Source organism: Vulcaniibacterium tengchongense (genome assembly GCF_003814555.1).
Classification (GTDB): Bacteria; Pseudomonadota; Gammaproteobacteria; order Xanthomonadales; family Xanthomonadaceae; genus Vulcaniibacterium; species Vulcaniibacterium tengchongense.
Window position 1 is genome coordinate 53,374 of sequence record NZ_RKQN01000005.1, and the last position, 23,586, is coordinate 76,959.

Consider the following 23,586-nt stretch of genomic DNA (forward strand, 5'->3'; position numbering starts at 1 on the left):
GGGCGGGGCCGGCGGCGTTATCCTCGGCGTCCATCGCCGGAACACCGCCATGCGCCTGCCGACCCTGCCGCCCGTCCTGCTGCTCGCCCTCGCCGCCATGACCGCGAACGCCTCCGCCGCCGAGCCGGCGAACCCCGCGCCCGCCAAGCCGAAGACCGCGCTGGTGATCCACGGCGGCGCCGGCTTCGTGCCCAAGGATGCGATCGGCGAGGCCGACCGCCGTGCCTACCACGCCGCGCTCGAGCGCGCGCTCGACGCCGGCCACGCGGTGCTGCAGCGCGGCGGCAGCGCGCTGGACGCGGTCACCGCGGCGGTGGTGGTGCTCGAGGATGCGCCGCAGTTTAACGCCGGCAAGGGCGCGGTGTTCAACGCCCAGGGCCGGCACGAACTCGACGCCTCGATCATGGAAGGCCACACCCGCCGCGCCGGCGCCGTGGCCGGCGTCACCACGATCAAGAACCCGATCAGGCTGGCGCGCGCGGTGATGGAGCACAGCCCGCACGTGATGCTGGCTGGCGCCGGGGCCGAGGCCTTCGCCGACACCCGGCCGGAGATCGAGCGCGTGCCCAACGCCTACTTCGACACCGACAAGCGCCGCCAGCAGCTGGAAAAGGCGCAGCGCGAGGAAGCGGCCAAGGGCGAGCGCGAGGCGCGCGCCGGCGGCGACGCGCCGGCCTACTTCGGTACCGTCGGCGCGGTCGCGCTCGACGTGCACGGCCACATCGCCGCGGCCACCAGCACCGGCGGCATGACCAACAAGCGCTGGGGCCGGGTCGGCGACTCGCCGGTCATCGGCGCCGGCACCTGGGCCGACGAGCGCTGCGGCGTGTCCGGCACCGGCTGGGGCGAGTTCTACATCCGCAACGCGGTCGCCCACGACATCTGCGCGCGCGTGGCCTACCGCGGCGATTCGCTGCAGGCGGCGGCCGAGGAGGTGGTGAACCGGATCGTGCCGGCGGCCGGCGGCGACGGCGGCGCGATCGCCCTGGACCGCGACGGCAACATCGCCATGCCGTTCAACAGCGGCAGCATGTTCCGCGGCTGGATCAAGCCCGACGGCAGCCGCGGCACGGCGATCCACGAGGGGGAGTGAGGCCGGCCGACCGGGGCAGGTTCGGCCGCGTTGTGGCAAAATCGCGCGCTCATGGCGGCCGCCGTGCCGCATCCGCCCCGGCCCGTGCGGCCGTCCGCGCCGAATCCCCGCCCCGCGTCCACGAGTCCGCCCCATGCCGATGTCCGAGCCGCTCCCGCACGCGCCGGGATTCCGCCCGCCGGCCCGCCGCGCCGCGACGTTCCCGCTCCGCCCGGCGCGCTGACATGGCGGACGAGATCGGCCACCTGCCGCGCGGCCCCTCGCGCATCCTCAAGGCCACGCGCTGGTCGCTGCAGGGCCTGCGCGCGGCCTGGCTGCACGAGTCCTCGTTCCGGCTCGAGGTCTACCTGTTCGTGGTCCTGGCGCCGCTGGGCTGGTGGCTGGGGCAGACGCCGGTCGAGCGTGTGCTGCTGGTCGGCTCGCTGCTGCTGGTGCTGAGCGTGGAACTGCTCAACTCGGCGGTGGAGGCGGTGATCGAGCGCTACGGCCCCGAGTTCCACGAACTGGCCGGGCGCGCCAAGGACATGGGCTCGGCCGCGGTGTTCGTGGTCCTGGCCAACGTCGCCCTGACCTGGGGCGCGATCCTCGGGCCGCGCCTGTTCTGATCCTTCCCCCTTTCTTTTCGTTACGCGCAGGAACCGACGCAAGTGATCGTTGAAATGCTGACCGATCCGCAGGTGTGGATCACCCTGGTCACCTTGAGCGCGATCGAGATCGTGCTGGGCATCGACAACCTGGTGTTCATCTCGATCGCGGTCAGCAAGCTGCCCTACGCGCAGCGCGAGAAGGCGCGCAAGTTCGGCATCGCGGTGGCCTGCATCACCCGCATCGCCCTGCTGCTGACCCTCGCCTGGCTCGCCGGCCTGACCAGCGACCTGTTCCGCCTGTTCGGCCAGGGCATCTCGGTGCGCGACCTGGTGCTGATCGTCGGCGGCGCGTTCCTGGTGGTGAAGGGCTCGATGGAGATCAAGGACCTGATCGCCGGCGAGGCCGAGTCCGAGGACGTGCACGCCAAGCCGGCGGCGTCGTTCCTCGCGGTGATCGCGCAGATCGCGGTGATCGACATCGTGTTCTCGCTCGACTCGGTGATCGCCGCGGTCGGCATGGCCAACCACACCCCGGTGATGGTGGCGGCGATCCTGCTCGCGGTCGGCGTGATGCTGCTGGCGGCGCGGCCGCTGGGGCACTTCATCGACACCAACCCGACGATCAAGATGCTGGCGCTGGCGTTCATCGTGCTGGTCGGCGCCTACCTGATCGCGGACGGCTTCGAGCTGCACATCCCCAAGGGCTACATCTACGGCGCGATGGGCTTCTCGGCCGCGGTCGAGTGCCTGAACCTGTGGGCGCGGCGCAACGCCCAGCGCCGCCTGCTGCCGGAGTAAGCCGCCTCGGGCGGCGCCCCCGGCGCCGTCCATTTGCGCGGGGCCCGGCGGGGTGGTGCAATGCCGGCATCGCCACGCAGGAGGTGCGACATGCCCCGCTTCGCCGGAACCCTGGCCCGAATCCTCGTGCTCGCCCTGGCCGCCTCGCTGCTCGGCGGCTGCGGCTACAACACCATCCAGCAGAAGGACGAGGCGGTGAAGGCCGCCTGGTCGCAGGTGCTCAACGTGTACAAGCGCCGCGCCGACCTGGTGCCGAACCTGGTGGCCACGGTGAGGGGCTACGCCAGCCACGAGCAGCAGGTGCTGACCCAGGTGACCGAGGCCCGCGCCCGGGTCGGCAGCATCAACGTGAACGCCGACGACCCGGCTTCGCTGGCGCAGTTCCAGCAGGCCCAAGGCCAGCTGCAGAGCGCGATCGGCCGCCTGCTGGTGGTCAGCGAGAACTACCCGCAGCTCAAGGCCGACCAGAACTTCCTGCAGCTGCAGGCGCAGCTGGAAGGCACCGAGAACCGCATCACGGTCGAGCGCCAGCGCTACATCCAGGCGGTGCAGGACTACAACACCTACATCCGCCAGTTCCCGACCAACCTCACCGCGATGGTGTTCGGCTACAAGCCGAAGCCGAACTTCAGCGTCGAGAACGAGGCGCGGATCCAGGAGGCGCCGAAGGTCGACTTCGGCCCGCCGGCCGCGCCGTCGCAACCGGCGCCGCAACCGCAGCCCGCGCCGGGCAACGGCTGAGCCCGGGCGGGCGCGGGCATGACCCTGCGACGCGCGCTGGCGGTGCGCTGGGCCGCGCTGCTGGCCGCGGCCGCGCTGTTGCTGGCCGGTGCGCTGGCGCAGGCGCAGGGCCTGGCGCCGATCCCGGCGCTGGACTCGCCGGTGGTGGATGTCACCGGCACGCTCGATCCGTCCGCGCGGCAGCGGCTGGAGGCGCAGGCGCTGGCGTTGCAGCAGCGCAAGGGCAGCCAGCTGCAGGTGCTGGTGGTGCCGAGCACGCAGCCGGAGGACATCGCGCAGTACGCGGTGCGCGCGTTCGAGCAGTGGAAACTCGGGCGCAAGGGCGTCGACGACGGCGTGCTGCTGGTGGTGGCCAAGGACGACCGGCGGGTGCGGATCGAGGTCGGCTACGGACTCGAAGGGGCGGTTCCGGACGCGATCGCCGCGCGGGTGATCCAGGAGTACCTGGTGCCGCGCTTCCGCGCCGGCGACTACGCCGGCGGCATCGAGGAGGCGACCGCGGCGCTGGTCAAGCTGATCGACGGCGAACCGCTGCCGGCGCCGATGGCCGACCATGCCGCGCGGGAGCGGCGCGGCGGCGGCGACTGGCTGGTGGCGCTGGTCGTCGCCCTGATCGTCGCCCAGGTCGCGCGCGGGCTGTTCGCGCGCGCGCCGTCGCTGCTGCGCGGGGCGGTCGGTGCCGGCGCCGCGGGCGGCGTGGCCTGGCTGCTGTCGTCGCTGCTGCTGGTCGGCGCGCTCGGCGCGGCGATCGGCTTCTTCCTCGGCCTGGCCACCTTGCCGGCCGGCCGCTACGCCCGCGACCGCGGCTGGGGCGGCTACGGCGGCTGGGGCGGAGGCTGGGGCAGCGGCGGTTTCGGCGGCGGGGGCGGCGGCTTCGGCGGAGGCGGCTGGGGCGGCGGTGGCGGCATGAGCGGAGGCGGCGGCGCCTCCGGCAGTTGGTGAGGCGCGCATGATCCAGCGTCTGCTCAGGCATCTGTTCCCGCCGTCGGCGCAGCGGCTGTTCCCGGCCGCCAGCCTGCAGCGCATCGCCGCGGCGATCGCCGACAGCGAACTCCGCCACCGCGGCGAGATCTGCTTCGCGGTCGAACCGGCGCTGCCGCCGCTGGCGGTGCTGCGCGGCGCCGACGCGCGCGCCCGCGCCCACGAGGTGTTCGTGCAACTGCGGGTCTGGGACACCGAGGCCAACAACGGCGTGCTGCTGTACCTGCTGCTGGCCGACCACCGCATCGAGATCGTGGCCGACCGCGGGTTCGCCGGCAAGGTGGACGACGAACAGTGGCGCGGCGTCTGCCACCTGATCGAGGAGCGCCTGCGCGAGGGCGAGCCGGAAGCGGCGGTGCTGCGCGGCGTGGAGGCGCTGTCGGCGCTGCTGACCTTGCATTTCCCGCGCGCCGGGGACGACCGCGACGTCAACGAACTGCCGGACCGGCCGCACCTGCTTTGAGGCGCGGCCGCGCTGCCGGGCCCGCCGGGCATTGCGATCGGCGGACGTGTTCCGCTCCCGGCCCCGTCCCGCCAAGGGCGCGCGGCGACGTTGGCGAGGCTGCCGGCGCCGACTCGCCCGCCCCGTGGGACGCCGCGGCCGTGAGGGCGGCGGGGGATCGGGCACAATACGGCCTCCCCCGCCGCACGAGCCGCACCCCCGCATGATCGTCCTGCACCAGATCGATCCGATCGCCTTCCGCCTCGGCCCGCTGCAGGTGCACTGGTACGGGATCATGTACCTGCTCGGCTTCGCCGCGGCCTGGTGGCTGGGACGGCGGCGGGTGCGCGCCGGGCGCCTGCCGGGGGTGAACGAGCAGGCCTACGGCGACCTGCTGTTCTACGCGATGCTCGGCGTGGTGCTGGGCGGTCGCATCGGCTACGTGCTGTTCTACGGCTTCGCCGACCTGCTCGAAGACCCGCTGATGCTGTTCCGCATCTGGGAAGGCGGCATGAGCTTCCACGGCGGCCTGCTCGGCGTGGTCGCCGCGGCCTGGTGGTGGTCGCGCCGGCACCGGCTGCACCTGTTCGACACGGTCGATTTCGTCGCGCCGCTGGTGCCGCCGGGACTCGGCTTCGGCCGCATCGGCAACTACATCGGCGGCGAGCTGTGGGGCAAGTTCACCGATGCCGGCTGGGGCGTGCTGTTCCCGCGCGCGCCGGAGTTCGCCGGCTGGAGCGCGGAGCAGTTGCAGGCGCAGTTCGCCGCCGGCGCGCTCGAGCGCTATGCGCGCCATCCGTCGCAGCTGTACCAGGCCTTGCTCGAGGGCTTGGTGATGTTCCTGGCGCTGTGGTGGTTCTCGGCCAGGCCGCGGCCGCGCTACGCGGTGTCCGGCCTGTTCGCGCTGCTGTACGGCTGCTTCCGTTTCCTGGTCGAGTTCGTGCGCGTGCCGGACGCGCAGCTGGGCTACCTCGCGTTCGGCTGGCTGACGATGGGCCAGCTGCTGAGCCTGCCGCTGGTGGCGCTCGGCCTGTTCCTGCTGGCGCTGTCGCGCCGCGCGCCGACGATCGCGCCGGCCGCGCCGGTCCCGGCGAAGGGGTGAGCGATGCGCCAGTACCTCGACCTGCTGCGCCACGTGCTCGAACACGGCAGCGACAAGGCCGACCGCACCGGCACCGGCACCCGCAGCGTGTTCGGCTGGCAGATGCGCTTCGACCTGAACGACGGCTTCCCGCTGGTCACCACCAAGAAACTGCACCTGCGCTCGATCGTGCACGAACTGCTGTGGTTCCTGCGCGGCGAGACCAACGTCGCCTACCTGCGCGAGAACAAGGTGACGATCTGGGACGAGTGGGCCGACGAGCACGGCGAACTCGGCCCGGTGTACGGCAAGCAGTGGCGGCGCTGGACCGGCAGCGACGGCCGCGAGATCGACCAGATCCGCTGGGTGGTCGAGGAGATCCGCCGCAACCCCGATTCGCGCCGGCTGATCGTCAGCGCCTGGAACGTCGCCGACCTGCCGCGGATGGCGCTGATGCCCTGCCACGCGCTGTTCCAGTTCTACGTCGCCGACGGCAGGCTCAGCTGCCAGCTGTACCAGCGCAGCGGCGACATCTTCCTCGGGGTGCCGTTCAACATCGCCAGCTACGCGCTGCTCACCCACATGGTGGCCCAGGTGTGCGGGCTGGGCGTGGGCGACTTCGTGCACACGCTCGGCGACGCGCACCTGTACTCGAACCACTTCGAGCAGGCGCGCGAGCAGCTCTCGCGCACGCCGCGGCCGCTGCCGAGGCTGGTGCTGAACCCCGAGGTGAAGGACCTGTTCGCGTTCCGCTACGAGGACATCGCCATCGAGGGCTACGACCCGCTGCCGGCGATCAAGGCGCCGGTGGCGGTGTGAGCCGGCGATGGCCGAGCTGTCGCTGATCGCCGCGCTCGACCGCCGCCGCGCGATCGGCCGCGGCAACGAACTGCCGTGGCGCCTGCCGGACGACCTCAAGCGCTTCAAGGCGCTGACGCTCGGCAAGCCGGTGCTGATGGGGCGGCGTACCGCCGAATCGCTGGGCCGCGTGCTGCCCGGACGGCTCAACCTGGTGCTGACCCGTTCCGGGCGGGCGCCGTTCGAGGGCATGCGCGCGGTGGCCTCGCTCGACGAGGCGTCGCGCATCGCCGCGGACGAGGCCGCGCCGGAGTTGTGCGTGATCGGCGGCGGCGAGGTCTACGCGCTGTGCCTGCCGCATGCGGCCCGGATGCATCTGACCCACGTCGACGCCGCGGTGGAGGGCGCGGACGCGTTCTTCCCCGCGTTCGATCCGCGCCAGTGGCGCGCGGTCGCGCGCGAGGCGCATGCGGCGGACGCCCGGCACGCGCATGCGTTCGAGTTCGTCGACTACCTGCGCGAGGCGGCCCCGCGCGGCGCGTGAATCGCCGGGACGCCGCGCATCGCCCGCTCGGCACGGGCGCCGCAGGCGTCGGGACCGACCGAGGGTGGGGATCGATTCGGGCGGTTGGATCGGAAGCGTTCGCGCGCCGCTCAGCCCGCGTCGGCCTGGTCGCGGCCGGGGGCGACGCGTTCGCGCCCGGCGCCCTGCGCCGGCGCGTTGCGGTTCGGTGCGTGCCGCTGGCCGTTGCCGCGACGCTTGCCGCGGTGCTCGCCGCTGCGCTGCGGCGCGGTGCGCGGCTTCGGCGGCGAGGCCGGCACGTCGCGGCCCGGCACCTGCACCAGGCGCAGCTCGTCGCTGTCCAGCTGCAGCGCCGTCAGCTTGCCGCCCCAGACCGCGCCGGTGTCGATCGCGTGCACGCCGTGGCCGATGAACAGCCCGAGCGTGGACCAATGCCCGCAGACGATCTTCAGGTCGCGCTCGGCCCGTCCCGGGACCTCGTACCAGGGATACAGGCCCGCCGGCTGCGAGCCCGGGCTGCCCTTGTCCTCGAAGGCGATGCGCCCGCGCGGGCTGCAGTAGCGCAGGCGGGTGAAGACGTTGATGATCGCGCGCCAGCGGTCCATGCCGGCGAGCTTGGGGTTCCATGCCGGCTTGTCGCCGTACATGTTCTTCAGCAGGCGGCGGTACTGCTCGCCGTGCAGGCGTTCCTCGACCTCGCGCGCGTAGCGCTCCGCCAGCTGCGTGGTCCACTGCGGCGCCAGGCCGGCATGGACCATCATCCAGCCCAGTTCGCGATCGACGTGCAGCAGCTTCTGCATGCGCAGCCAGCCGAGCAGCTCGTCGCGGTCCTCGGCCAGGACGATGCGCTGCAGGTCGGGGTTGACCTTGCGCCGTTCCTCCTCGGTGCGCTCGCCGATCGCCAGCAGCGACAGGTCGTGGTTGCCGAGCACCACCGCGCTGTGCGCGCGCAGCGAGTGCACCAGGCGCAGCGTCTCCAGCGACTGGCCGCCGCGATTGACCAGGTCGCCGCAGAACCACAGCCGGTCGCGCGCCGGATCGAAAGCGATCTTCTCCAGCAGGCGCTGGGTCGCGTCGTAGCAGCCTTGCAGATCGCCGATCGCCCAGATGCTCATGCGCGCGCTCAGTGCAGGGTGCGCGGGGCGGCGAGGGTGAACGCCGGGATCGGCGCCTCGAACCGGGTGCCGTCGTCGGCGAGCAGGTGGTAGCGGCCCTGCATCACGCCGTAGGCGGTCTCCAGGACCGCGCCGGAGGTGTATTCGAAGTCGTCGCCGGGCCGCAGCCACGGCTGCTCGCCGACCACGCCTTCGCCTTCGACTTCCTGCACCTTGCCGTTGCCGTCGGTGATCTGCCAATGCCGGCCGAGCAGCCGCGCCGGCACCCGGCCGCTGTTGCGGATGTGGATGGTGTAGGCGAACACGAAGCGGCCCTGGGCCGGCTCGGACTGGTCGTCGAGGTAGCGGGTGGCGACGGAGATGTCGAGCGCGTAGTCGGTGGAACGTTCCATGCGGGACAGTGTAGGGCGTGCGGCGTGGCGTAGGTCAACGCGTCGTGGAGGCGTGCGCGGCCAGGCGGTTGGCCAGGCGCACGAAGTCGGCGACCTCGAGCTGCTCGGCGCGGGCGTCGGGGCGCACGCCGGCGGCCTCGATCGCGCCGGCGCCGCAGAGTTTCGACAGGGCGTTGCGCAGGGTCTTGCGGCGCTGGCCGAAGGCGTCGCGCACCAGCGCGGCGAACAGCGCCGCATCGTCGATGCCGACCTCCCGCGCCGGGCGCGGCACCAGCCGCACCACGGCCGAATCCACCTTCGGCGGCGGCCGGAACGCGCCGGGCGGCACGTCGAACAGCGGCGTGACCCGGCAGTAGGCCTGCAGCATCACGCTGAGCCGGCCGTACACCTTGCCGCCCGGTGCGGCGGCCATGCGCTCGACCACTTCCTTCTGCAGCATGAAGTGCATGTCGCGGATCGCGGCGGCGTGCCCGAGGGCGTGGAACAGGATCGGCGTCGACAGGTTGTAGGGCAGGTTGCCGACCAGGCGGATCGGCCCATCGGCCGCCAGCGCGCCGAAGTCGACGTCGAGCACGTCGCGGTGGATCACCTCGAGCGCGCCGTGGGCGCGCGCCGCTTCGGTGAGCGGGAAGATCAGGTCGCGATCGAACTCGATCACGGTGAGCTCGCCGTGGCGGTCGAGCAGCGGGAAGGTGATCGCGCCCTGGCCGGGGCCGATCTCGACCAGGCGGTCGCCCGGCTGCGGGTTCACCGCCTGCACGATCTTGTCGATGATCCGGCGCTCGTGCAGGAAGTGCTGGCCGAGGTGTTTCTTCGCAGGCTCGGTGAAGTGCGGGGAGCGGGTCATGGCATGGTCGTCTGGAGCCGCGGGTTCGCGGACGGGCGCGCTTGCGATCGGACGCGCATTGTCGCCCGAACGGCGTTGGCGATGAGCGTCGCCCGGCCCCAGGCTTGCGCGAGGTGCCGTGAATACGTCGGTGTAAGCCCCTCCGGCGGCGCCTCGGCCCTTGCCCATGCACGCCGGCGCGGGGTGACGGGGCGGGCGCAAGGGCGGGGCGCGTTGCGCGGGCGGGATGCGGCCGGGAAGACGGCGTCCACCGCATCGCGTTGCGGTTTCCAACGCTGGCTGTTGCCGGTCGAACCCGGGGGTCAACCCCTGCGGGCGCGTGCGATGCGCGCGCAGGTCTCGGCCGCGGCGAACAGGCTGCCGGGGTCGGCCAGGCCCTTGCCGGCCAGTTCGAGCGCGGTGCCGTGGTCGACCGCCACGCGCGGGTAGGGCAGACCCAAGGTGAGGTTGACCGCGCGCTCGAAGCCGCTGAACTTCAGCACCGGCAGGCCCTGGTCGTGGTACATCGCCAGCACCGCGTCGAAGCCGCGCAGCTTGGCGGGGAGGAACGCGGTGTCGGCCGGCAGCGGGCCGACCAGGCGCAGGCCTTCGGCGCGCAGCCGCGCCAGCACCGGCTCGATCGTCTCGATCTCCTCGCGGCCCAGGTGCCCCGCCTCGCCGGCGTGCGGGTTGAGGCCGAGCACCGCGATCGTCGGCGCCCGGATGGCGAAGTCGCGGCGCAGCGCGGCCTCGACGATGCGCAGCGTGCGCGCCAGTCCCCCGGCGGTGATCGCGTCGGCGACCGCGCGCAGCGGCAGGTGGGTGGTGGCCAGCGCGACCCGCAGGGTGTCGTTGGCCAGCATCATCACCACCTCGCAGCCGGCCTGCTCGGCGAGCAGTTCGGTGGTGCCGGTGTAGGGAATGCCGCCTTCGTTGATCGCCGCCTTGTGCACCGGACCGGTCACCAGGCCGTCGCAGCGGCCGTCGAGGCAGTCCTGCGCGGCCTGGCGCAGCGCGCCGATCACCGCCGCGGCGTTGCGCGGGTCGGGCCGGCCGAACGCGGGCGGCGCGGCGTTGGCGACCGGTTGCAGCGCCAGGGTGCCGGGCGCGCGCGCGCCGCTGTCGGCCGGGGCCAGGCGCAGCGGCAGGGCCAGCGCGGCGGCGGCGGCGCGCAGGGTCCCGGGGTCGGCGTAGGCGACCAGATCGTGGTCGCGCGGCCGTTGCGCCAGGCGCACGCACAGCTCCGGCCCGACGCCGGCCGGCTCGCCCGGCACCAGCGCGAGCCGCAAGGGGCGCATCTCAGCCGCCGGAAGCGGCGGGCGCCTGCTGCGGCGCGTCCTGCTGCGCGCCGGCGCCGACGCGCACGTCGACGTAGGCCTCGCCGCGCATCTCGCGCAGGAAGCGGTTCCACTCGTCCTCGAGCTTGCGCCGGCCGATGGTCTCGCGCACCTGGGCGCGGCGGTTCTGCTCGCCGACGTCGGCCTCGCGGGTGCCGACCAGCTGCACCACGTGCCATCCGGCCTGGGTGCGGAACGGCTGCGAGATCTGGTTCGGCTGCAGCGCGGCGACCACGTTGCCGAAGTCGGGGCCGAAGTCGTCGCGCGCGAACCAGCCGATGTCGCCGCCGCGGTCGCGCGAGCTCAGGTCCTCGGAATTCTCCTTGGCCAGCTGGACGAAGTCGGCGCCGCCGGCGAGGCGGGCGCGCAGGGTCTCGGCCTTGGCCTTGGCCTCGGCGTCCGTGGTGTCGCCGTCGACGCGGATCAGGATGTGCCGCGCCTGGTACTGCGTGACCAGGCTCGGCCCGGCCTGCGAGGCGTCGCGGGTCTCGACCAGCTTGACCAGCTGGAAGCCGCTCGGGCCGCGGATCGGCGCGGTGACCTGGCCCGGCTGCATGGTGCGCATGAGCGAGGCGAACGCGGTCGGGATCTCGTCCTGGCTGCGCCAGCCGAGGTCGCCGCCCTCCAGCGCGTTCGGGCTGTCGGAATAGCGCACCGCGGCGGCGGCGAAGTCCATCTCGCCGCGGTCGATCAGGCCCTTGATGCCCTCGATCTTCTTCTGCGCGGTGGCGATCTGCTCGGGCGTGGCGCCTTCGGGCAGCGCCACCAGGATGTGCGCGAGGTGGTACTGCGTGCCGGAGTTGGCCTGCGCCGCCATCGCGGCATCGACCTCCGCCTCGCTGACCACCACGCGGCTCTGCGCGAAGCGCTGGCGCAGGCGCTGGATCAGCAGCTCGTCGCGGATCGAGTTGCGGAAGTCGGAGAACGCGGTGCCTTCGCGCGCCAGCTGCTGCCGCAGCTGGTCCAGGCCGATGCGGTTCTGCGCGGCGATCGCGGCGATCGCCTGGTCGACCTCCTGGTCGCCGACGCGCACGCCCGTGCCCTGGGCGCGCGCGACCTGCAGCTTGACCAGGATCAGGCGCTCGAGCACCTGGCGTTCGAGCACATCGCGCGGCGGCAGCTGGTTCTCGCGCCCGGCGTACTGGTTCAGGATGTTGGCGACCGCGCGATCCAGCTCGCTCTTGAGGACCACGTCCTCGTCGACCACCGCGGCGATGCCGTCGATCGGCTGCAGCCCGCCTTGCGGCGCCTGCGCCAGCGCGTCCGTGCCGGTGAACGGAAGGGCGCCGGACAGCAGCGCCGCGGCGAGGGCACAGGCGAGTACTTTCTTCATAGGGTCGGGTCGGTTTGGTCGACTTGGCCGCCGCCGTTGTTCAGGCTCTGGGTCGAGCTGGGCGGCACGAGATAGAGGTCGTCGCGATCGTAGCCGAGGATAGCACGGCGCAGCACCCGCTCCGTGTTCTGCCCGACCGAGCTCAGGCCCTTGAGCTCGAACTCGAACATGATCCGCGTGTCCAGTTCGCCGTCGCGGTCGCGCAGGTAGCGGCGGCCGACCAGGCGCGCGGCGAGGCAGCAGCTTTCCCACTGCACGCCGGCGATGGTCTCCAGCGGCTTGTCGTCGCGCAGCGAGTAGTAGTAGCGGCCGACCACGCTCCAGGTTTGGTTGATCGGGTACAGGAAGGAGAAGTCGACCTGTTCCAGCAGCGCCTTGGTGTCCGGGTCGTCGATGCCGGGCCGGTAGCCGGCGTTGCGGCGGTAGCGGTAGCCGATGTTGACGATGCCGGCGTCGCCGAACAGGTAGCGCGCGCGCAGCGTGGCCAGGTCCTTGTCGCGCACCTTCGGGTCCCACATGTAGCTGGCGCCGATGGTCCAGCGGTCGTTCGGCGAGACGCTGGTCTCGGCGACCCAGGCCGACTTGCCGCGCTCGATCGGCGTCTCGTACGGCAGGGTGACGCGGACGTCGTCGAAGTACGTGATCTGGCCGATGCTCGCGGCCAGGCGCTCGCGGCCGTCCTCCTCGCTGATGAAGCGGGTGGTGAGCGCGGTGGTGACCTGGTTGGCGTCGGTCTGGCGGTCGGCGCCGGTGTAGCGGTTGTCGCGGAACAGCTGGCCCCAGCTGAAGGTCATGGTGTTGGTGTCGAACACCGGCAACCCGCTCTGGTCGCGGTACGGCGCGCGCAGGTAGTAGATGCGCGGCTCCAGCGTGTTGAGGAAGCGCTCGCCGCGGAATTCGATGTTGCGGTCGAAGTACAGGCCGGCGTCGAGGGAGAAGATCGGCAGGCTGCGCGTCGGGTTGCGCTCGCCCAGCTGCTGCAGGAGCTCCGGCGTCACCGCGCCGCCGAAGCGGCTCACGTACTCCTCGGCGCGGGTCTGCGCGCTGCCTTCGAGCTGGTAGGCGGTGTAGCGCCAGGCCAGCTTCGGGCGCAGGAACCAGCTCGCGCCTTCCAGCGGCATGGCGACGTAGGGCTTGAGGTCGAGGCGGCTGCCGCCGAGGAACTCGGTGTGCTCGAAGCGCACCGCCTCGCCGTCGATGCCGGCCTGCAGCCAGGCGCCGAACGGCCGCGCCCAGCTGCCGTACGCGCGCGGCAGGCGGTCGAACTGCAGGCTGCGCTCGCTGAGGGTGTAGTCGGTCAGCTGGTAGTGGTCGGCCATGAGGCCGGCCTGCCAGTACTCGCCGCGGCCGTACAGGCCGAGGTCGCTGCGGATCGAATAGTTCGAGATGCCGTACAGGCTGTTGCTGAAGTCCTCGAAGTAGTGCGTGTCGCTGACCCAGCCGAGGTTGGTGTTGCCGTACCACGTGTCGTTGACGTGGTGGACCGCGGTCAGGCCGAACTGCCCGCGGTCCTTCTCCGGCAGGGTCGCGCCGGGGATCGGGTTGCCCGCGAGATCGAGCAGGTAGCGGTCCGGCTCGTTGCCGGGCAGGCGGTCGCTCGGCATCCAGTTGCCGAACACCTCGCCGCGCCCGTTCGGGTACAGCCAGCGGAACTCGGCGCCGAGGTTGAAGCCGCGGTCGCTCATGTAGCGCGGGTACAGCGTGGCGTCGTAGTTCGGCGCCAGGTTCAGGTAGATCGGCTGGCGCCAGTCGAAGCCGTTGCGGCCGGACATCGACACCGAGGGATACAGCAGGCCGGTGCGGCGGCGGTCGTCGATCGGGAACATGAACCAGGGCACGTACAGCACCGGGATCTTGCCGATGCGCACGGTCGCGTTGCGCGCCACGCCCATGCCTTCCTCGGTGTCGAGGTCGATGCGGTGCGCGCGCAGTTCCCAGGCGCGCTGGCGCGGGTCGCAGGTGGAGTAGCTGGAACCGACCAGCGCGCCCTGCGCGCCGTGCAGCTCGATGCGCTCGGCGCCGCCGTTGCCGCGGCGCTCGGTGAGCTGGTAGCGCACGCCTTCGATGCGGTGCGTGTCCGCGTTCTGGTTGCCCTCGGCGCGCTCGGCGACGATGCGCATGCCCGAGTCCTGGTAGCGCACGTTGCCGATCGCGGTGTAGTGGCCGCTCTCCTCGTTGTAGGTGAGCTTGTCGGTGCCCAGGAACTGGTCGCCGCGGCTCAGCCGCACGTTGTCCTGGACCACGATGTCCTGGTCGGCGGCGCCGCGCTCGAGCTGGTCGCCTTCGATGTCGGTCGGCTGCTGCGCGCGTCCGGCCATGTCGCCGACCGGGGCGGGGGCGTCCTCGAACGAGGGGACCGCGTCGAAGATCGGGCACAGCCCCCAGTTCTCCTCGTCGCCGTCGGCCGCGTGGGCCGGCAAGGCCAGGGCGATGCACAGCGGCAGGGGCAGCAGACGGAGGCTGGGGCGCACGAGGACGTGGTGGGGGCGTCGGCGATGAACGGGCCGCTAGCTTGCCCCATCCCTTGTGCACGGGCAATGCGAGCGCCATGTACCCGGCATCGCCGTTCATTTTCCGCGCAGCGAGGCCGCACCCATGTCCGCACCGACCCCGAACTCCCCGGCCGCGAAGACCGACGCCGAATGGCGCGAGCAGCTCACCCCGGAGCAGTACGCGGTGTGCCGCTGCTCGGCCACCGAGCGCGCGTTCACCGGCAAGTATTGGAACCACAAGGCGCCGGGCACCTACGTCTGCGTCGCCTGCCGGGCGCCGCTGTTCTCGTCCGAGGCCAAGTACGACTCCGGCAGCGGCTGGCCGAGCTACTGGGAGCCGATCGCGGCGGATGCGGTGGCGGAGCGCCCGGACGACAGCCACGGCATGCGCCGCATCGAGGTCCGCTGCGCGCACTGCGATTCGCACCTCGGGCACGTGTTCCCCGACGGCCCGCGCCCGACCGGGCTGCGTTACTGCATCAATTCGGCGGCGCTGGACTTCGTGCCGGCCGGGAGCTGAGTCGGGCCGCGCAGGCGCGGCGGGCGCCCGGGCGAGCGAGCCAGGCCCGCGGCGGTCGGCCCGGGCGCAGACGCACGCCTGCCCACGCCGGGACGATGCCGGATCAGCCGGCGCCGGCCAGCAGCGCGCCGACATGGGCGACGCTGCACTCGCGCAACGCCGCCAGGTCGTAGCCGCCTTCCAGCATCGACACGATGCGGCCGCGGGCGTGGCGGTCGGCGCAGGCGCGCAGCGCCTCGCTCAGCCAGCGGTAGTCGTCGGCGTCGAGCTCGAGCCCGGCCAGCGGATCGCGCTTGTGCGCGTCGAAGCCGGCGGATATCAGCAGCAGCTGCGGCCGGAACGAGTCCAGCGCCGGCAGCAGCGCCTCGCTCCAGGCGCGGCGGAACGCGGCGCCGTCGCTGCCCGGCGGCAGCGGCGCGTTGACGACGTTGCCGACGCCGCGCTCGTTGGCGGCGCCGGTGCCGGGGTACAGCGGCCGCTGGTGCGAGCTGAGGTACAGCACGCGCGGGTCGGTGTCGAAGATCGCCTGGGTGCCGTTGCCGTGGTGGACGTCGAAGTCGACCACCGCGACCCGGCTCAGCCCGTGCTTGTCGCAGGCGTGGGCGGCGGCCACGGCGATGTTGTTGAACAGGCAGAAGCCCATCGCCGCCACATCGGTGGCGTGGTGGCCCGGCGGGCGCACCGCGCAGAACGCGCGGCGCGCCTCCCCGTGCAGCACCGCGTCCACCGCGGCCACGCCGGCGCCGGCGGCGCGCAGGGCCGCCTCGGCCGAGCCGGGGCCGAGCACGGTGTCCGGGTCCAGCGCCATCGGCGCTTCGACCGGCGTGTCCAGCACCAGCGCCAACAACGCGTCCTCATGCACGCGCAGCAGCTGGCCGCGGCTGGCGCGCGGCGCCTCGTGCCATTCGAGTCCGGCAGGAAAGGCGGCGCGCAGCGCCTCGATCACCGCGACCAGCCGCAACGGCCGCTCGACGTGGCCGGGGCCGGGATCGTGGCGGGTGCAGGCCGGGTGGGTATAGATGCGCATGCTCAGCGCTCCGTCCGCGCGCGCGGGCGCCGGGGCAGGCGCACGCGAATGCCGCTGCGGGCGGGCCCGCCCCGCCTCGGCGGCCGGCGGGCGGCGTCGGGCCGGAGGCCAACGGCCGGAAGCGAGCGGCCGTGGCGCGGGAACGTCGGGCGCGCGTCGAGCGCGTCGAGCGCGGCGGGCGGCGGTCGCGCATACGCCTCCCCGGGCGCGTCGTCCGGCCTCGGCGGCAATCGGCGCTCGAAGCGGACGGACATGGGCGTCAGCCCTTGCGGCGTTCGTGCCGCCACAGCACCTCGCCGTGCCCGTCCGCGCGGGCGAGCACGCGGGCCAGCACGAACAGCAGATCGGACAGGCGGTTGAGGTAGCGCAGCGCCTGCGGCCGCACCGCCTCGACGCGCGCGAGCGCGACCGTCTCGCGTTCGGCGCGGCGCACCACGGTGCGGGCGAGGTGGCAGCGCGCCGCGGCCTCGCCGCCGCCGGGGAGGATGAAGTCCTTCAGCGGCGGCAGCGCTTCGTTGTAGCGGTCCAGGTGGCGTTCGAGGCGCTCCACGTCCTCGTCGAGGATCGCCGCGTGGCCGGGGATGCACAGCTCGCCGCCGAGATCGAACAGCTGGTGCTGGATCGCGGTCAGCAGGTCGCGCACGTCTTCCGGCAACGGCGCGGCCAACACGAGGCCGATGCAGGAGTTGGCTTCGTCGACCGTGCCGTAGGCGGCGACGCGGGCCGCGTCCTTGCCGACGCGGCTGCCGTCGCCGAGGCCGGTGCTGCCGTCGTCGCCGGTGCGGGTGTAGATCTTGGAGAGCCGATTGCCCATGGGAACGGGACAGCCGTCGGGGCCGGTGCGTCGCTGCCGGTCAGCCGGGAACCGGCGGCCGGCGCGCGACGGCCGCCCTCACACCGTCTGCGGCCGCAGCGCCGGCACGTGCCGGCGCAGCAGGGCGAAGCCGCCGAACAGCAGCGCGGCGTAGGTGAGGGTGCCGAGCACGGTCCACTGGAAGAACGGGATGCCGGCGACGTAGGCCGCGGCCAGGCCGGCGGCGGTCATCGGATAGGTCGGCAGCGGCTGGAACAGCCAGGCGCCGAAGTTGGTGACCACGAAGAACAGCACCGAGCCCAGCAGCGAGTAGCCGAGCACGCGGCCGCCGCCGGCCTTGCCGCGCAGGTTCAGGCCGAGCGCGGTGCTCAGGGCGATGCACAGGTACACCATCCATATGCCGCCGTTGCCGAACCAGGTCGCGTACAGCCCGCCGTTGATCGCGGCCAGCGCCAGGTCGGACAGGAACATCCCCAGCAGCGGCACCGCGAAGGCCCAGCGGCGCGAGGCGAAATGGGCGCCGGCGAACAGCGCCATCGCCTCCACCGGGGAGAAGTTCGGCGGATGCGGCAGCAGCCGGCTCAGCGCGGCGGCGGCGATCATGGCCGCGAGCACCAGCGGGCCGGGAGCGAGCAGGGAATCGGAAGCGGGACGGTTCATCGGGCGTGCGCTGAAGTGCGGAGCGTCGGGAACCGTTAGCATAGCGCAATGCCCGATTCGGCCCTTTCATCGCCCGCGGCCCCGGCGCCGCCGCTGCACGACGTGCTGATCGTCGGCGGCGGCCTGGTCGGCGCCAGTCTCGCCATCGCCCTGGACCGGATCGGGGTCGAGGTCGGCCTGGTCGAGGCGGCGCCGCGGGGCGCGCTGCCGGCGGTGTTCGACGAACGCAACCTGAGCTTCGCCGAAGCGACGGTGAACGCGCTCGGTGCGCTCGGCGTGCTGGCCAAGCTGCGCGCGCCGGGCGGCGCGATCGAGCGCATCCACGTCAGCCGCGCCGGCGACTTCGGCCGCGGCGTGCTGGAGGCCGCGCGCTACGGCCGGCGCGAGTTCGGCCGGGTGGTGGTGGCGCGCGACTTCGGCGAGGCGCTGGAGGCGCGCCTCGGCGAGCTGGCCCGGCTGACCCGCTACCGGCCCTGCCGCTTCCTCGGCCTGGCCGCGAGCGACGGTGCGGTCCGCGCCGTCCGCGTCGCCGATGCGGACGGCGAACGCACCCTGCGCGCGCGCCTGCTGGTGGGCGCCGACGGCGCCGACAGCGCGGTGCGCGCGGCGCTCGGCATCCGCGCCGAACGCCACGACTACGGCCAGACCCTGTTCGTGACCCGGCTGCGCTGCGCGCGCGCGCCGGACGGCACCGCCTACGAGCGCCTCGGCGAACACGGCCCCACCGCGCTGCTGCCGCGCGGCGACCGCCACTACGGCCTGATCCACGGCGTCGCCGCGGACGAGGCCGACGCCGTGGCGGCGCTGGACGAGGCCGCATTCCTGGCGCGGGCGCAGCACGCGTTCGGTTGGCGCGCGGGACGCTTCCTGGCCTGCGGCGCGCGCGGCGCCTATCCGGCGCAGCGCGTGCTGGCCGCGCGCACGACCGACGCGCGCGCGGTGCTGGTCGGCAACGCCGCGCAGGCGCTGCATCCGATCGGCGCGCAGGGCTTCAACCTGGGCCTGCGCGACGCGCTGACCCTGGCCGAGCTGATCGAACAGGCGCGCCGCGCCGATCCGCAGGCCGACTGCGGCGATCCGGCGCTACTGCGCGCCTACGCCGAACGCCGCCGCGACGACCGCGCCCGCACCCTGGCGTTTTCCGACGGCCTGGCGCGGCTGAGCGCGAGCCCGGCCGGCGCGCTGCGGCCGCTGCGCAGCCTGGGCCTGTTCGCGCTCGACCGGCTGCCCGCGGTGCAGGCCTACCTGGTCGGGGGCGCGATGGGCTACCGCGGCGACGTCCCGGCGCTGTGCCGCGGCGAGGCCGCATGAGCCGGCGCGGCACGCTCGACGTGGTGGTGTCCGGCGCCGGCGTGGTCGGCGCCGCGGCGGCGCTGGCGCTGGCCCGCGACGGCTTCGAGGTCGCCCTGGTCGAGCCGCGCGAGCCGCCGCCTTGGCGCGCGGACGCACCGGACCTGCGCGTCTACGCCTTCGCCCCGGACAACGCCGCGCTGCTGGACGAACTCGGCGTCTGGCGCGCCGTGCGCACGGCGCGCGCGCAGCCGTACCGGGCGATGCGGGTCTGGGATGCGGCCGGCGGTGGCGCACTGGTGTTCGACGCGGACGCGTTCGGACGCCGCGAACTGGGCTGGATCGTCGAGCACGCGTTGCTCGTCGATCGGCTTTGGGCCGCGCTGCCGGCGGCGGGCGTGCGCCTGCATTGCCCCGAGCGCGTGGCCGGGCTGGAACAGGACGAGGACGGCGTGGCCCTGCGCCTGGACGGCGGCGGCACGCTGCGCGCGCGCCTGGCGCTGGCCGCGGACGGCGCCGAGTCGCCGTTGCGCGAGTCGGCCGGGATCGCCAGCGCGCGCCACGACTACGGCCAGCGCGGCCTGGTCGCCTACGTGCACCACGCGGCGCCACACGCGGCGACCTGCCGGCAGCGCTTCCTGCCGGGCGGGCCGCTGGCGTTCCTGCCGTTCGCCGGCGACGCCGCCGGGCTCGGCGGCGACGGCCACGTCAGCTCGATCGTGTGGACCTTGCCGGAGGCGGAAGCGCAACGGCTGCTGCAGAGCGAGGACGCGGCGTTCCTGGGCGAGCTGGAGCGCGCGGCGGGCGGCTGCCTCGGCGCCATGCGCGGCGTGTCCGCGCGCGCGGCCTTCCCGCTGCGGCGGCAACTGGCGCGGGAAGCGGCGACGGGGCGCGTCGCGGTGATCGGCGACGCCGCGCACGTGGTGCATCCGCTCGCCGGGCAGGGGGTGAACCTCGGCCTGCGCGACGTGGCCGCGCTGCGCCGGGCGCTCGCGCGTGCCGGCGATCCCGGCGCATCGTCACGGCTCGCGCGCTGGGCGCGCGCGCGCCGCAGCGAGAACGCGGTCGCCGCGTACGCATTCGACGGCCTCAACCGCCTGTTCTCCAACGACGCGCCGTTGCCGACGCTGCTGCGCGGCCACGCGCTCGGCCTGGTCGGCAAGTGGCCGCCGCTGACCCATGCGCTCTGGCGCCGGGCCGCGGGCGTGTAGCGCCACGCCTGTGCGCTGAAGCCGCCTTACTTGCGGCCTTTCAGTTCCTGCTTGCTGAGCCGGCCGTCGCGGTCGGCGTCGAGGCGGTCGAAGCGTGCGCTCAGCGTCGCGTCGCCGCTCGCTTCGGCGCGGCTCAGGTGGCCGTCGCCATCGGCGTCGAGCGCGCCGTGGTCGGCGCCGTGCCCGGAATGCTGCCCGGACGTGCTCGCGTCCTGGCGCATGCCGGCCGCGGCCGCGTCGGTGCCGGTCGCGCCGGTCGCCGCATCGGTGCCGGCGCGGCGGGTGCCTTCGGTCGTGCCTTCCATCGTGCCCTGCCCGGTTCGCGTCGAAGCGCGGTCGGCGGCGTCGCGGGTGCCGCTCGACTGCGACGGCGGCGGGGTGCTGCCGGTCGTGGGCGAGGCCCCGGTGGGCGGCTGGGTCTGCGGGGACGACGTCTGGCCGCTCTGCGCCCAGGCGTGGCCCGCGGCGAGCACGGCGAACAGCGCCAGCGTCAGCGGGCGAGAAGGATGCCTAGCGTTCATGGAGCCACCTGCGGGATGTGATGTGCAGCGACGGTAGTCCGCGCGCGATCAATCGGGCGTAAAGGCCCGGCGTTCATCCAGGTGAGCCCCGCGTCGTCATCGCGCCGGCCCCGCGGTTTCCCCGCGCGGCCGGCGCGTGCGCCTCACAGGTACGTCGCCGTCACGTACGGCACGTCGCAGAGGCCCTGCGCATGCCGATGCGCGTGGTAATAGTCCAGCAATGCGATGCCCGGCTCGGACCGGTCGTGCAGGTCCGACAGGCGTCCGGCGTGCGTGCGCAGCGGCACGCGCGCGGTCCGCGGGTCGAGCCCGGGGTCGCTCGGCAGGGTCGGTTCCAGGACCGCGCCATGGAACTGGATGACGCCGCCCGCGGCCGCATCGGCGGCCAGAGGGGCGCCGGCGACGGCGACGGACAGGACGGCGTTCGAGAACAGCTTGCGCATGATCGGTTTCCCCGCATCTGAAGAGGCCGCCGACCCTCGCGTCGCCGGTATCGGATTTTTCGTGTTTCTTGTATTGACTGTCCAGCCCTCGTTGCACCGGCGCGGAAGACCGGCCCCGGCGCCGGCTCGGCCGCGCACGGCGCGAGGCGGCGGTGAGCCGGCGTGGCCGCTTGCGCTTCGGCCGGTGCGGCGGCCCGGCAAGCGACGTGTGTCGAGGCCTCGGTGCCGGGACGCAAGCGACGGCTGAGCGTCGGGTTCCGGGCGGGGCATCGTTCCGCGCGCGCGGATGCGCGCCGCGCGGGCACGCATCGGCATCGCCGCGGTGCCGGGATCGCGGGCGGAGCCGACGGGGCGGCGACAGGGTTTGGCCGAGCCTTCAGCGCGGGGGCGCGGCGAACACCGTGATCTCTTCGCGGTCGTGGTAGAGCTGCCGCGCGCGGATCCGCAGCGGCCGTTGCGCCTGCTGCGCGAACAGATCCAGGCACAGCCGGGTCTCCTCCCAGCGCTTCTTCATCGGCAGCTTGAGATTGAAGATGGCCTGCCGGCACCAGCCTTCGCGCAGCCAGGTCGCCATGCGCTCGGCGACGCGGCGCGGCTGCTCGACCATGTCGCAGACCATCCAGTCCAGCGGCGCCTTCGGCTGCCAGCGGAAGCCGTCGGCGCGCAGGTGGTCGACGCGGCCGGAATCCAGCAGGTGCTGGCGCAGCGGGCCGTTGTCGATCGCGGTGACGTGCAGGCCGTTGCGCACCAGCACCCAGGTCCAGCCGCCGGGCGCCGCGCCGAGGTCCGCGGCGCGCAGGCCGTCGCGCAGCAGGCGCGTGCGTTCGCCGTCGTCGAGCAGGGTGAGCAGCGCCTCTTCCAGCTTCAGCGCCGAGCGGCTGGGCGCCTCCGGGTGCATGCGCAGCCGCGGCACGCCGAGCGGCCACGGCGCGCTGTCCTCGACCCGGCTCTCCGCCAGCAGCAGGCGGTCGCCGGCCAGCAGCAGCACGTGCAGGCGCGGCAGCCGCGGGTCGTCGTGCGCGCTCAGCAGGCCGGCCTTGCGCAGTGCCGGCCGCAGCGCGTTGCCGAAGCTGCGCGCCAGGCCCGCCAGCGGCTTGGCCGCGTCGGTGTCGGGATGCTCGACCCAGACCTCGCCGTGGCGCGGCGCGGCTGCGCGCGGAGCGGGCGCGGCGAGCAGCGCCTCGAGGATGGGCGCGATCCGGTCCCCGGGGTCGAGCCCGCGCAGCTCGGCCAGGCGCAGCAGCTTCTGCCGGGCGAAGATCAGCGCGGCGAACGGCAGCGCGCGCGCGAGCGCGCTCGCTTGCTCGGCGAAGAACTCGACGTAGCCGGCGCCGCGTTCGGCGCGCGCGTAGCCGGCGATGCCGGCGTGCGCGGCGCGCTCGCCCAGCTCGGCGGCGAGCTCGGGCTCGAAGCCGGCGCGGCAGTAGCAGAGCAGGACGTCGCTCATGGATCCGGGTGGCGGGGATGGATGAAGAGGAACGAATGCGCAGGCGCGATGAACGGGAGAGGCTTTGCTGCTTGCCCGTCGCTCTCGACGGGTTCCTCGCCTTTTCAGTACCGCGCGCCGCCGCTCTTGCCGTAGGCGCGCAGCACCGCGCGCGCATCGTCGCGGCGCAGGTCGCGCACGACCGCGATGCCGCGGCGCTCGAGCTCGCCGGTCCAGTCCGCCGGCAGCGGGCCTTCGTCGAACTCGGTCAGCGATTCCACGTCCTCGCTGCGCGCGCCGATCAGCAGCCGGTCGATGCCGGCCCACACGGTCGCACCGTAGCACTGGCAACACGGCTGCGAGGAGGTCGCCAGCACGATCGGGCCGATGCGCCGGCCTTCGGCATCCTCGTTCAGGCGCACGCGCTGGGTGCGCTGCTGCGCCAGCATGTAGGCCATGATCTCGGCGTGCGCGACCGAGCACGCGTGCGGCAGCACGCGGTTCACGCCGACCGCGATCACGCGGTGGTCGGGGCCGAACACCGCCGCGCCGAACGGGCCGCCGCTGCCGGCCTCGACGTTGCGCCGCGACAGTTCGATCGCCAGCGCGACCTTGGCTTCGTCCCCGGGATGGGCGCGCGCGGTGTCGACCGCGTCGTGCACCCAGGCGGGCAGGGTGAGGTGGACCTGCGCGTACAGCATCAGCGCACCTCGACGCCCATGCCGCGTGCCTGGCATTGGCCCTGCACGCACTGGCAGCCCTGGATCTCGCGGAAGCCGCAGGTCGACATCATGCCGCTGCGCTGGCATTGCGCGCGCACCCCTTCCGGATCGGTGGGACTGGCCTTGTTGACGCAGGCCGGGTAGCGGCCGCAGCAGTTGCCGACGTCCTTCACCGCGCAGTCGGCGTCCGTCTTGCAGCTGCGGTCGATCTTCACCGCCGGCGCGGCGTCGGCCTGCGCGCCGCCGCGCTGGGACGGCGGCGCGGGCGCCGCTCCGGCCGCCGCGGCGGGCGCAGGGCGGGAGGCCGGCGCCGCGGCCGCGTTCTCGGGCGAAGGCGCGGCGCAGGCGGCGAGGGCGAGCAGCGCGGCGGCGGTCAGGACGAACGTGAGAGAACGCATGGGAGACTCCTCGGG

Annotated in this window: 26 protein-coding genes; 12 read left to right on the forward strand and 14 right to left on the reverse strand. The window is 73.6% G+C overall.

Features of this window, described 5'->3' with window-relative positions; genetic code table 11:
- Nucleotides 1-49: 49 nt before the first annotated feature.
- From EDC50_RS14620 to EDC50_RS14660, 9 genes are all read left to right on the forward strand, one after another.
- On the forward strand, nucleotides 50-1,093 hold the full coding sequence (locus tag EDC50_RS14620; RefSeq protein WP_242003032.1) for an isoaspartyl peptidase/L-asparaginase family protein: 1,044 nt from the start codon (nucleotides 50-52) through the stop codon (nucleotides 1,091-1,093).
- A 224-nt stretch (nucleotides 1,094-1,317) separates the two neighbouring features.
- Complete coding sequence (locus EDC50_RS14625) at nucleotides 1,318-1,698, forward strand: diacylglycerol kinase (protein WP_123771238.1); 381 nt, start codon at nucleotides 1,318-1,320, stop codon at nucleotides 1,696-1,698.
- A 42-nt stretch (nucleotides 1,699-1,740) separates the two neighbouring features.
- Nucleotides 1,741-2,478 carry a TerC family protein gene (locus EDC50_RS14630; RefSeq protein ID WP_123771239.1) on the forward strand — a complete coding sequence of 246 codons (738 nt, stop codon included), beginning with the start codon at nucleotides 1,741-1,743 and terminating at the stop codon, nucleotides 2,476-2,478.
- Nucleotides 2,479-2,568: 90 nt separating this feature from the next.
- The gene (locus tag EDC50_RS14635; RefSeq protein ID WP_123771240.1) at nucleotides 2,569-3,219 is read left to right on the forward strand and encodes a LemA family protein; all 651 of its coding nucleotides are present in this window, start codon (nucleotides 2,569-2,571) and stop codon (nucleotides 3,217-3,219) included.
- Nucleotides 3,220-3,237: 18 nt separating this feature from the next.
- The gene (locus EDC50_RS14640; protein WP_123771241.1) at nucleotides 3,238-4,161 is read left to right on the forward strand and encodes a TPM domain-containing protein; all 924 of its coding nucleotides are present in this window, start codon (nucleotides 3,238-3,240) and stop codon (nucleotides 4,159-4,161) included.
- Between the two features lie 7 nt (nucleotides 4,162-4,168).
- Nucleotides 4,169-4,663, forward strand: coding sequence for a TPM domain-containing protein (locus tag EDC50_RS14645; RefSeq protein WP_123771242.1), 495 nt, complete (start codon nucleotides 4,169-4,171; stop codon nucleotides 4,661-4,663).
- Nucleotides 4,664-4,865: 202 nt separating this feature from the next.
- Nucleotides 4,866-5,744 (forward strand): prolipoprotein diacylglyceryl transferase, encoded by an 879-nt coding sequence (gene lgt / locus EDC50_RS14650; protein WP_123771243.1) that lies wholly within the window; start codon nucleotides 4,866-4,868, stop codon nucleotides 5,742-5,744.
- 3 nt (nucleotides 5,745-5,747) lie between these two features.
- Nucleotides 5,748-6,542: a thymidylate synthase gene (locus EDC50_RS14655; RefSeq protein WP_123771244.1), complete on the forward strand. Its 795-nt coding sequence runs from the start codon at nucleotides 5,748-5,750 to the stop codon at nucleotides 6,540-6,542.
- Nucleotides 6,543-6,549: 7 nt separating this feature from the next.
- Nucleotides 6,550-7,065, forward strand: a complete 516-nt coding sequence (locus EDC50_RS14660) for a dihydrofolate reductase (RefSeq protein ID WP_123771245.1) — start codon at nucleotides 6,550-6,552, stop codon at nucleotides 7,063-7,065.
- A 110-nt stretch (nucleotides 7,066-7,175) separates the two neighbouring features.
- Here EDC50_RS14660 and EDC50_RS14665 read toward each other — a convergent pair whose 3' ends face one another.
- The 6 genes from EDC50_RS14665 to lptD all read right to left on the reverse strand — a co-directional run bounded on the left by EDC50_RS14665 (nucleotide 7,176) and on the right by lptD (nucleotide 14,518).
- Complete coding sequence (locus EDC50_RS14665; RefSeq protein WP_123771246.1) at nucleotides 7,176-8,159, reverse strand: symmetrical bis(5'-nucleosyl)-tetraphosphatase; 984 nt, start codon at nucleotides 8,157-8,159, stop codon at nucleotides 7,176-7,178.
- An 8-nt stretch (nucleotides 8,160-8,167) separates the two neighbouring features.
- Complete coding sequence (apaG, locus tag EDC50_RS14670; RefSeq protein WP_123771247.1) at nucleotides 8,168-8,551, reverse strand: Co2+/Mg2+ efflux protein ApaG; 384 nt, start codon at nucleotides 8,549-8,551, stop codon at nucleotides 8,168-8,170.
- 34 nt (nucleotides 8,552-8,585) lie between these two features.
- Entirely contained in the window at nucleotides 8,586-9,398 is an 813-nt protein-coding gene (gene rsmA / locus EDC50_RS14675; RefSeq protein ID WP_123771248.1) for a 16S rRNA (adenine(1518)-N(6)/adenine(1519)-N(6))-dimethyltransferase RsmA, read from the reverse strand.
- A gap of 302 nt (nucleotides 9,399-9,700) precedes the next feature.
- The gene (gene pdxA / locus EDC50_RS14680; RefSeq protein WP_123771249.1) at nucleotides 9,701-10,675 is read right to left on the reverse strand and encodes a 4-hydroxythreonine-4-phosphate dehydrogenase PdxA; all 975 of its coding nucleotides are present in this window, start codon (nucleotides 10,673-10,675) and stop codon (nucleotides 9,701-9,703) included.
- Between the two features lies 1 nt (nucleotide 10,676).
- Entirely contained in the window at nucleotides 10,677-12,047 is a 1,371-nt protein-coding gene (locus EDC50_RS14685) for a peptidylprolyl isomerase (RefSeq protein ID WP_123771250.1), read from the reverse strand.
- The gene (gene lptD, locus EDC50_RS14690; RefSeq protein ID WP_123771251.1) at nucleotides 12,044-14,518 is read right to left on the reverse strand and encodes an LPS assembly protein LptD; all 2,475 of its coding nucleotides are present in this window, start codon (nucleotides 14,516-14,518) and stop codon (nucleotides 12,044-12,046) included. The genes EDC50_RS14685 and lptD overlap by 4 nt, the downstream gene beginning before the upstream one ends.
- Nucleotides 14,519-14,642: 124 nt before the next feature.
- On the opposite strand from lptD, the gene msrB reads away from it, so the two are divergent.
- Nucleotides 14,643-15,059, forward strand: coding sequence for a peptide-methionine (R)-S-oxide reductase MsrB (gene msrB / locus EDC50_RS14695; RefSeq protein WP_123771252.1), 417 nt, complete (start codon nucleotides 14,643-14,645; stop codon nucleotides 15,057-15,059).
- A gap of 103 nt (nucleotides 15,060-15,162) precedes the next feature.
- On the opposite strand, the gene EDC50_RS14700 is transcribed toward msrB, so the two are convergent.
- From EDC50_RS14700 to EDC50_RS14710, 3 genes are all read right to left on the reverse strand, one after another.
- Nucleotides 15,163-16,086, reverse strand: coding sequence for a histone deacetylase family protein (locus tag EDC50_RS14700; protein WP_123771253.1), 924 nt, complete (start codon nucleotides 16,084-16,086; stop codon nucleotides 15,163-15,165).
- Nucleotides 16,087-16,345: 259 nt separating this feature from the next.
- A complete protein-coding gene (locus EDC50_RS14705; RefSeq protein ID WP_123771254.1) occupies nucleotides 16,346-16,900 on the reverse strand; it encodes a cob(I)yrinic acid a,c-diamide adenosyltransferase in 555 nt (184 codons plus the stop codon).
- Between the two features lie 78 nt (nucleotides 16,901-16,978).
- On the reverse strand, nucleotides 16,979-17,560 hold the full coding sequence (locus EDC50_RS14710) for a DUF6580 family putative transport protein (protein ID WP_123771255.1): 582 nt from the start codon (nucleotides 17,558-17,560) through the stop codon (nucleotides 16,979-16,981).
- A gap of 48 nt (nucleotides 17,561-17,608) precedes the next feature.
- Here EDC50_RS14710 and ubiH point away from each other — a divergent pair, with 48 nt between their 5' ends.
- Both ubiH and EDC50_RS14720 read left to right on the forward strand, forming a co-directional pair.
- On the forward strand, nucleotides 17,609-18,871 hold the full coding sequence (gene ubiH, locus EDC50_RS14715; RefSeq protein WP_123771256.1) for a 2-octaprenyl-6-methoxyphenyl hydroxylase: 1,263 nt from the start codon (nucleotides 17,609-17,611) through the stop codon (nucleotides 18,869-18,871).
- Entirely contained in the window at nucleotides 18,868-20,061 is a 1,194-nt protein-coding gene (locus tag EDC50_RS14720; protein ID WP_123771257.1) for an FAD-dependent oxidoreductase, read from the forward strand. Before ubiH ends, EDC50_RS14720 begins: the two co-directional genes overlap by 4 nt.
- A 26-nt stretch (nucleotides 20,062-20,087) precedes the next feature.
- On the opposite strand, the gene EDC50_RS14725 is transcribed toward EDC50_RS14720, so the two are convergent.
- From EDC50_RS14725 to EDC50_RS14745, 5 genes are all read right to left on the reverse strand, one after another.
- Nucleotides 20,088-20,582, reverse strand: a complete 495-nt coding sequence (locus EDC50_RS14725) for an EF-hand domain-containing protein (protein ID WP_123771308.1) — start codon at nucleotides 20,580-20,582, stop codon at nucleotides 20,088-20,090.
- Between the two features lie 143 nt (nucleotides 20,583-20,725).
- Complete coding sequence (locus EDC50_RS14730; protein WP_123771258.1) at nucleotides 20,726-21,025, reverse strand: hypothetical protein; 300 nt, start codon at nucleotides 21,023-21,025, stop codon at nucleotides 20,726-20,728.
- Between the two features lie 376 nt (nucleotides 21,026-21,401).
- Nucleotides 21,402-22,472 (reverse strand): 23S rRNA (cytidine(2498)-2'-O)-methyltransferase RlmM, encoded by a 1,071-nt coding sequence (gene rlmM, locus EDC50_RS14735; RefSeq protein WP_123771259.1) that lies wholly within the window; start codon nucleotides 22,470-22,472, stop codon nucleotides 21,402-21,404.
- Between the two features lie 104 nt (nucleotides 22,473-22,576).
- Entirely contained in the window at nucleotides 22,577-23,152 is a 576-nt protein-coding gene (locus tag EDC50_RS14740) for a nucleoside deaminase (RefSeq protein WP_123771260.1), read from the reverse strand.
- The gene (locus EDC50_RS14745) at nucleotides 23,152-23,571 is read right to left on the reverse strand and encodes a hypothetical protein (protein WP_123771261.1); all 420 of its coding nucleotides are present in this window, start codon (nucleotides 23,569-23,571) and stop codon (nucleotides 23,152-23,154) included. Before EDC50_RS14745 ends, EDC50_RS14740 begins: the two co-directional genes overlap by 1 nt.
- Between the last annotated feature and the right edge of the window lie 15 nt (nucleotides 23,572-23,586).